General features: G+C 69.1%; 8 protein-coding genes. 2 read left to right on the top strand and 6 right to left on the bottom strand.

The window, feature by feature from the left end:
• Positions 1–83 precede the first annotated feature (83 nt).
• The 4 genes from ACFC3F_RS02350 to ACFC3F_RS02335 all read right to left on the bottom strand — a co-directional run bounded on the left by ACFC3F_RS02350 (position 84) and on the right by ACFC3F_RS02335 (position 2,908).
• Positions 84–455 carry an RNA polymerase-binding protein RbpA gene (locus ACFC3F_RS02350; protein WP_376126112.1) on the bottom strand — a complete coding sequence of 124 codons (372 nt, stop codon included), beginning with the start codon at positions 453–455 and terminating at the stop codon, positions 84–86.
• A 117-nt stretch (positions 456–572) separates the two neighbouring features.
• On the bottom strand, positions 573–1,355 hold the full coding sequence (locus ACFC3F_RS02345) for a glycerophosphodiester phosphodiesterase family protein (protein WP_376126109.1): 783 nt from the start codon (positions 1,353–1,355) through the stop codon (positions 573–575).
• 1 nt (position 1,356) lies between these two features.
• A complete protein-coding gene (locus ACFC3F_RS02340; protein WP_376126106.1) occupies positions 1,357–2,421 on the bottom strand; it encodes an SPFH domain-containing protein in 1,065 nt (354 codons plus the stop codon).
• Positions 2,414–2,908, bottom strand: coding sequence for an NfeD family protein (locus tag ACFC3F_RS02335; protein ID WP_376126103.1), 495 nt, complete (start codon positions 2,906–2,908; stop codon positions 2,414–2,416). Before ACFC3F_RS02335 ends, ACFC3F_RS02340 begins: the two co-directional genes overlap by 8 nt.
• 122 nt (positions 2,909–3,030) lie before the next feature.
• Here ACFC3F_RS02335 and ACFC3F_RS02330 point away from each other — a divergent pair, with 122 nt between their 5' ends.
• Positions 3,031–3,795, top strand: a complete 765-nt coding sequence (locus tag ACFC3F_RS02330) for an SDR family oxidoreductase (RefSeq protein ID WP_376126100.1) — start codon at positions 3,031–3,033, stop codon at positions 3,793–3,795.
• A 2-nt stretch (positions 3,796–3,797) separates the two neighbouring features.
• The gene (locus ACFC3F_RS02325) at positions 3,798–5,777 is read left to right on the top strand and encodes a S9 family peptidase (protein WP_376126097.1); all 1,980 of its coding nucleotides are present in this window, start codon (positions 3,798–3,800) and stop codon (positions 5,775–5,777) included.
• Between the two features lie 51 nt (positions 5,778–5,828).
• Here the strand turns inward: ACFC3F_RS02325 and ACFC3F_RS02320 are convergent, their stop codons facing one another.
• On the bottom strand, positions 5,829–6,386 hold the full coding sequence (locus ACFC3F_RS02320; protein ID WP_376126094.1) for an HdeD family acid-resistance protein: 558 nt from the start codon (positions 6,384–6,386) through the stop codon (positions 5,829–5,831).
• Positions 6,387–6,495: 109 nt separating this feature from the next.
• The gene (locus ACFC3F_RS02315) at positions 6,496–7,416 is read right to left on the bottom strand and encodes an AEC family transporter (protein ID WP_376126091.1); all 921 of its coding nucleotides are present in this window, start codon (positions 7,414–7,416) and stop codon (positions 6,496–6,498) included.
• Positions 7,417–7,499 lie beyond the last annotated feature (83 nt).

Genomic DNA, 7,499 nt, shown 5'->3' with positions numbered 1-7,499 from the left:
GGTGTGGTCGCCCTGGGGTCAGGACGCAAACTCTATCCGAGGCGGGCCCGAGGAGGGGCCGGCGTCGTCGAGTCGTAGTCAGCTCAGGCGCTGAGCTTCGTCTCACTCGCACCACGACGGGCGCGGATGAAGGCGAGACGCTCTTCGAGGAGCTCCTCGAGTTCGGGGATGGTGCGTCGTTCGAGGAGCATGTCCCAGTGCGAACGGGGAACCTTCTCTCCCGAACGGTCGACCGTGGCGGTCGTGTCGCCGATTCGACGGAGAGCCTCGGCGCCGCAGTGGCGGCATTCCCAGGCATCCGGCACTTCGGCGTCGACCGCGAAGGTCATGACGGTGTCACGCTCGCACGACGAGCACGCGTAGGCGTGCTGTGCGCGCTCATGAAAGACGACGCCCTCTTCGCTCTGTAGGCTCTGGGCGCCGAGGCGAATGCCGCGCAGGCTGCGATCTGCCATGGTGTGTGGTCCTCTCGACGGATATCAGGTCTAACGTCCTGACCTGGGTGGATCATCCGAACGGAGGCCTTCGGGGAGCCTTTCACAGTGGATGCTCAGCGGGTGCCTCAGAGACGCTCAGGCGAGGACGTCCAGAGCGATGTCGGCGCGGTCGGTGACGATGCCGTCGACGCCCAGATCGACCAGGCGGATCATCGCGTCGGGGTCGTTCACGGTCCACACGTGCACCTCCACACCGAGCCGGTGCGCGGCCTCGATGAAGCGGGGCGTCACGATGCGCACGCGCCCGTGCTGCTCCGGCACCTGCAGGGCGTCGATGCCGCGCAGGCTGCGCGAGACGACGGCGCGCGCGCGCAGGCGCACCCCTGCCACGACCCGTGTGATCGTCTCGCGGCCGGCAGAGGTCGCCGGCATGGTGTCGCCTCCGGCAGCGGCGATCGCGGCGAGCACGCGCCGGCGACGGGCGTCTGAGAAGCTCGCCACGAGCACACGGTCGGCATGCGGCGCTATCGCCGCGCCCATCGGTTCGGCGGCGGCTTCGGCCTTGACATCGAGGTTGAACCTGACGGTGGGGAAGGCGTCCAGCGCCTGCGCGAGCGTGACGAGTCCGCCGCGCTCGGACATGATCGTCTCGAGCTCGATCGATGTGACGTCCGCGATCTTGCGCGGGTCGCCCGTCACCCGAAGCAGGTCGTCGTCGTGGAACAGCACGACGACGCCGTCGCGAGTGACGTGGCAGTCCGATTCGACGATGTCGACGCCGGCCGCATGGGCGGCGGCGACGGCAGCGAAGGAGTTCTCGGCGACACCCAGGGCGGCGCTCTCGGGCGTCACGAGCCCGCGATGCGCCAGCACGCGGGGCCGCACGCCGGCGAGGAACGGGTGCCGGCTCGCCGTCACGTCACTCGTCCGCCGGCCGGCGGGTGGGCATCTCGGGGGATCGGGCTTCCGAGGCGATGTCGTCGGCCGCCGAGGCGGCCTCGCGTGCGGCGGCGACGGCGGCCGATGCCGCATCGCTCGCGCTCGACGTCGTCGACCGGGTCGTGCGCGGCCGCGGTGTCGCAGCATCCGCTCGTCCGCCGAACGCGTTGCCGATGCCCTTGAGCGCCTCGGTGAGCTCGCTGGGGATGATCCAGAGCTTGCTCGACGAGCTCTCGGCGATCTTGGGCAGCGTCTGGAGGTACTGGTAGGCCAGGAGCTTCTCGTCGGGCGCGCCGGCGTGGATCGCGTCGAAGACCATCTCGATGGCTTCGGCCTCACCCTGGGCGCGCAGGACAGCGGCCTGCTTGTCGCCCTCGGCGCTGAGGATCTCGGCCTGACGCCGGCCTTCGGCCTCGAGGATCTGCGACTGCTTCGATCCTTCGGCCGTGAGGATCGTGGCGCGACGCTCGCGCTCGGCGCGCATCTGCTTCTCCATCGAGTCCTGGATCGAGTGCGGCGGGTCGATCGCCTTGAGCTCGACGCGGTTGACGCGCAGGCCCCATTTGCCGGTCGCCTCGTCGAGGACGACGCGCAGCTGCCCGTTGATGTTGTCGCGGCTCGTGAGGGCCTCTTCGAGGTTCAACCCGCCGACGACGTTGCGCAGCGTGGTCGTCGTGAGCTGTTCGACGGCGCTCAGGTAGTTGGCGATCTCATAGGTCGCCGCGCGCGCATCGTTCACCTGGAAGTACACGACGGTGTCGATCGAGACGACGAGGTTGTCCTCGGTGATGACCGGCTGCGGCGGGAACGACACGACCTGCTCGCGCATGTCGACGAGCGGGCGGAGCCGATCCACGAACGGGACGAGCAGGTTGAGGCCCGGCTGCAGGGTGCGCTGATACCGACCGAGGCGTTCGACGACGCCCGCGTAGGCCTGCGGCACGATGCGGATCGAGCGGAAGACCACCACGATCACGAAGATCACCAGGACGACGAGCAGGACGATCACGAAGATCTGCCCGATGAACGCTCCGGGGTCAACCATCGGGGTTCCTTTCGATAGGGGAGGGGGATGCCGCAGGACCGACCTCGACGGTCGCGCCGAGGACGGCGAGCACGACCGCCCGCGAGCCGACGTCCAGGGGGGCCGACGCGTCGTCGGGGAGCTTCGCGGTCCAGGTCTCGCCGTTGTCCAGTCGTACCGAGCCGAAGCCGTCGACGAAGGGTGCGACGACGCGTGCGCCCATTCCGTACAGGGCGTCGACGTTCGTGCGCGCCGGATCGGCGCCGCGATGGAGGAGTCTGAGCAGCAGCGGCCTGATCGTGAAGAGCAGCAGCGCGGACAGCGCCGCCGCGAGGGCGATCTGCAGCCACCAGGGCCCGCCGAGCAGGTTGACGCCGAGCCCCCCGATGAGGGTTCCGGCCGCGAGCATGAGGAACGTGAACTCGAGCGTGAGCACCTCGATGACCACGAACAGCAGCGCGAGCACGAGCCAGGCGATCCACAGGTACTGCGTCAGATCCGGCAGCATCGCCACCCCCTCGGTCGCATGAGGGAACACTATCAACCCGAGGCCGCGCGAGGGCCGGTTGATAGGGTCGACACGTCCTTTCGAGCGACGCCCACAGCCCCATCCCGTCCAGGAGCAGCACCATGTCCCAGATCCTCGAAGCCGGCTCCTTGAGCGGCAAGACCGCGCTCGTGACGGGTTCTTCCCGCGGCATCGGCGCCGACACCGTGCGCTATCTCGCCGAGGCGGGCGCGAACGTCGTCATCAACTTCCGCAACAAGGCTCCGCGCGCCGAGAAGCTCGCGACGCAGCTGCGCGAGCTCGGCGTCGAGGTTCTCGTCGTCGGTGCGGATCTGACCGACACGGATTCGGTGAACGAGATGTTCGCCGCCGTGCAGCGCACCTTCGGAGGCCTCGACATCCTCGTGCTCAACGCCTCGGGCGGCATGGAGGCGGGCATGGCAGAGGACTACGCACTGCAGCTCAATCGTGACGCGCAGGTGCGAGTGCTGGATGCCGCGCTGCCGCTGCTCGGCGAAGGCTCGCGCGTCGTCTTCGTCACGAGCCACCAGGCGCACTTCATCCGCACGACGCCGACGATGCCCGAGTACGAGCCGGTCGCGCTGTCCAAGCGCGCGGGCGAGGACGCCCTGCGCGCGCGGATCCCCGAACTCGAGGCGAAGGGCATCGGATTCGTCGTCGTGTCGGGCGACATGATCGAGGGCACGATCACCGCGACGCTGCTCGAGCGGGCCAACCCGGGCGCGATCTCGTCACGTCGCGAGTCGGCCGGGCGTCTCTACAACGTGTCCGAGTTCGCCGCCGAGATCGCCCGGGCGGCGGTCGATCCTCTTCCCGATGACCACACGCGGCTCATCGGCGACACCGACTCGTTCGCGAAGGAGTGAGCATGCGGGCCACCGACATCGACAAGCTCATCGCGGTCGGTCGGCCCGACATCGCCCGCGACGGGTCGTTCGCGGTCTTCGCGACCTCGCGCCCTGACATCGAGGCGAATCGCGACGTCGGTCAGCTGTGGCGGGTCGACCTGCCGCAGGGCACCCCGCGCCGCCTCACGCGCGGCGTCGCCGACACGGCGCCCGCGCTCGCGCCCGACGACACCCGGATCGCGTTCCTGCGCGGTGACGAGAATGACCGGCCGCAGATCTTCGTCGTCGCGGCAGGTGGCGGAGAACCGGTGCAGGCGACGGACGCACCGCTCGGCGTCTCGGAGTTCGCGTGGTCGCCCGACGGCGCGCGACTGGCCTTCACGGCGCGCGTGCCGGAACCGGGTCGCTACGGCACCGTCGAGGGGCTGGATGCCGCGGCCGAGAGTCCGCGGCGGATCACGGGCGTGCGCTGGCACGCGAACGGCCTCGGCTATCTCGCCGATCGGCCGGCGCACGTCTTCATCGTCGCGGCGCCCCTGGTCGACAGCGAGCCGTTCTACGAGCCGGCGCCCACGGTGCTGCCCGACGGCGCAGAGCCTGCGGTCCGCCGGATGATCCCCGGGGAGCCCGCGCAGCTGACCGAGGGCGCGGCCTCTCACAGCGGGATCGTCTTCCGCGGAGAGAGCGTCCTCGCGGTCGTCGACGAGATCGAGCATGATCGCCGCGATCTGCGCTCGCGCATCGTCGCGCTCACGCCCGGCGAAGCGACGCGCGATGTGCTCAGGCCCGACACGGGCCTGTCGGTCAACGATCTCGCCGTGGCTCCCGACGGCACCGTGTTCGTGCTGGCGTCGGACGCGGGGGAGTCGGGCGTCGACTTCGTCGCTCCGGGGGTCGCACTGTGGATGCTCGGTGCGCGCGAACCGCGGCGACTCACCGATCCCGAGACGATCGACCTCGGTGAAGTCGGCAGCCACATCGGCTTCGACGGCGATGATCTGCTCGTGCAGGATCGCAGGCGTGGACGCGTGCGGCTGCTTCGCGTGACGCGATCGGGCGACGTATCCGAGATGCTCGGCGGCGACGTCGCCGTCGCGGGCCACGCGGCCGGCGCGGGGCGGATCGTCGCGGCTGTCGCGACGCCCCAATCGTTCGGCGAGCTCTTCGTGCTCGGTGATGGTCCAGCGCGCCCTCTGACGGCGTTCGGCGCCGCGGTCGCGGCATCCGGGATCGTGCTGCCGCATGAGCTCACGGTCGAGGGTCGCGACGGCACGCCCGTGCACGGATGGGTCGCGACGCCCGAGGGGGAGGGGCCGTTCCCCGTCATCCTGCAGATCCACGGTGGGCCATATGCCGCGTACGGCATGCATCTGTTCGACGAGACCCAGGTGCTCGTCGACGCGGGCTACGCCGTCGTGTACAGCAACCCGCGCGGCTCGGCGGGATACGGGCGGGCGCACGGGCGCAGCATCCGGGGCGCGATGGGCACTGTCGACCACCAGGACGTCATCGACTTCTTCGAGGGCGCACTGGCGGCCGATTCGCGGCTCGACGCGTCGCGCGTCGGCATCATGGGCGGATCGTACGGCGGCTATCTGACCGCCTGGATCATCGCGCACGACCACCGGTTCGCGGGCGCCATCGTCGAGCGGGGCTTCCTGGACCCGACGTCATTCCAGGGGACCAGCGACATCGGGTCGTTCTTCGGAGACGAGTACGTCGGCGTCGATCCCGCGGACATCGCCCGGCAGAGTCCGCTCGCCGTCGTGGGCGACGTGCGCACGCCGACGCTCGTCATGCACGCCGAACTTGACTACCGGTGCCCTCTCGAGCAGGCGACGCGGTACTACTCCGCGCTCAAGCGTCAGGGGACACCGGCCGAAATGCTCATCTTCCCGGGGGAGAACCACGACCTGACGCGTTCGGGTCGTCCGCGGCATCGGGTCGAGCGGTTCGGCGCCGTGCTCGGCTGGTGGGAGCGGATGCTGCCGGCTCGGTGAATGCGAACGGTCCCCGGCGTGCGCCGAGGACCGTTCACACGAGAAGCCGTGTCAGGCGATGCTCTTGAAGGTGAAGGCGCGGATGACCTGCACGATTCCCAGCACCACGAACGAGATGCCCAGCAGCAGCCAGAGCACCATCGAGCCCCACAGCGGCGAGAACAGCAGGACGATGCCCGCGATGATGCTGAGGATCGCGAAGAAGATCGTCCACGCCTTCGATGCGGCGTCGGCGAGGGTCGTGAGCGAGATGATGCCCTCGATGATCCAGGCGATACCGACGAACAGGCCGAGGAACAACGCGAACCAGGCCGTGGCGGTCGCGAGATTCAGCAGCGCCACGATGCCGGCGATGATGTACAGCACGCCGAGCAGGATGTGGCCGACCCGCGACCATCCGCCCTTCGTCTTGGAGAAGATGCCGAGACCCGCGTAGACGAGGCCCGCGGCGATCGCGTAGATGGCGATGATCGCGACGACGACGAACGCCGTCCAACCGGGCCAGACGAGGATGAGGACGCCGGCGATCACGGCGAGGAGGCCACCGAGGCCGAGCGCGGTGCGAATACCGTTGACGGCCGACTTCGCGACAGGGGTTTCCGTGGACATGGGAGTGTCCTTCCTGGGAGATTCCTGGAATAGGGGCGCCTGAAGTCTAGACCCTGACTTCAAGGTTTGATGCGGTGCGACGCAGGGCGTGTCGTGGCATCCGTTCGCGTCACGCGAGGAGGAATGTCGCGAGGAGGATGACGGGCACGCATCCGACCGTTGTGAGGAAGATCGTGTCGCGTGAGATGGTCTCGCCGACGTTGTAGCGCTGCGAGTAGTTGAAGACGTTCTGGGCGGTCGGAAGAGCGGCCAGAACGACGACGACGAGCACGTCGAAGTCCGGCATGCCGAAGACGAACTTGCCCACCGCCCAGGCGACGACGGGCATGACGACGAGCTTGAGGGCCGTCGCGAGCACGATGTCGCGGCGTCGACCCGACGCGCCGAGCACGCGCTGGCCGTACAGCGAGATGCCGTAGCTGATGAGCAGCACCGGCACGCAGGCGTTGGCGACGAGGATCGCGGGCTCCATCACGATCGGAGGCAGCTCGAGTCCGCTCACCGAGACGAGCGTGCCCAGCACCGAGCCCAGCACGATGGGATTGACGGCCGTGCGCCCGAGCGTGCGCCACAGCGACGCGCGCCCCGAACTGACGGCGTCGAGGATCGTGAGCGAGATCGGCGTGAAGATGAGCAGCTGCAGCAGGATGACCGGCGCGGGGAACGCGGCGCTGCCCAGCAGGTACAGCGAGAGCGGGATGCCGATGTTGTTCGAGTTCACCTGGCCCGCGCTCAGCGCTCCGATGAGGGTTTCGCCGACGGAGCGGCGCCAGGTCAGGCGCGCGATCACGACGTAGACCGCCATGACCGCGAGGGCGGCGATGGCCGAGACGGGCAGCAGGGCGGAGAAGAGCATCGCGACGTCGGCCTGTGCGAGCACGACGAACAGCAGGAACGGCGACAGGACGAAGAACGTCAGGCGCGCCAGCACCGGCCGCGCGTGCTCGCCGAGCAGATCTATGCGTCCCAGGATCCAGCCGACCAGGATCGCGACGCCGACCACGACGAATCCCGTCAGCGAGTCGAGCATGATTCGAGGGTAGGGGTGCCAGGAGCCGGGGCTGCAATCGCGTCCCACTCGGTGACGCGTCGACGCGGGCGAGGATTTCTTCC

Source organism: Microbacterium sp. NPDC055910 (assembly GCF_042271185.1).
Taxonomy (GTDB): domain Bacteria; phylum Actinomycetota; class Actinomycetes; order Actinomycetales; family Microbacteriaceae; genus Microbacterium.
The sequence above is the reverse complement of the archived record's forward strand: the minus strand, read 5'-3'. Positions and strand labels throughout refer to the sequence as shown.

Bases quoted from the DNA above. Each gene is read 5' to 3' on its own strand.
- ACFC3F_RS02335 (WP_376126103.1), bottom strand. From the start codon at position 2,908: ATGCTGCCGGATCTGACGCAGTACCTGTGGATCGCCTGGCTCGTGCTC.
- ACFC3F_RS02315 (WP_376126091.1), bottom strand. From the start codon at position 7,416: ATGCTCGACTCGCTGACGGGATTCGTCGTGGTCGGCGTCGCGATCCTG.
- ACFC3F_RS02340 (WP_376126106.1), bottom strand. From the start codon at position 2,421: ATGGTTGACCCCGGAGCGTTCATCGGGCAGATCTTCGTGATCGTCCTG.
- ACFC3F_RS02350 (WP_376126112.1), bottom strand. From the start codon at position 455: ATGGCAGATCGCAGCCTGCGCGGCATTCGCCTCGGCGCCCAGAGCCTA.
- ACFC3F_RS02325 (WP_376126097.1), top strand. From the start codon at position 3,798: ATGCGGGCCACCGACATCGACAAGCTCATCGCGGTCGGTCGGCCCGAC.
- ACFC3F_RS02320 (WP_376126094.1), bottom strand. From the start codon at position 6,386: ATGTCCACGGAAACCCCTGTCGCGAAGTCGGCCGTCAACGGTATTCGC.
- ACFC3F_RS02330 (WP_376126100.1), top strand. From the start codon at position 3,031: ATGTCCCAGATCCTCGAAGCCGGCTCCTTGAGCGGCAAGACCGCGCTC.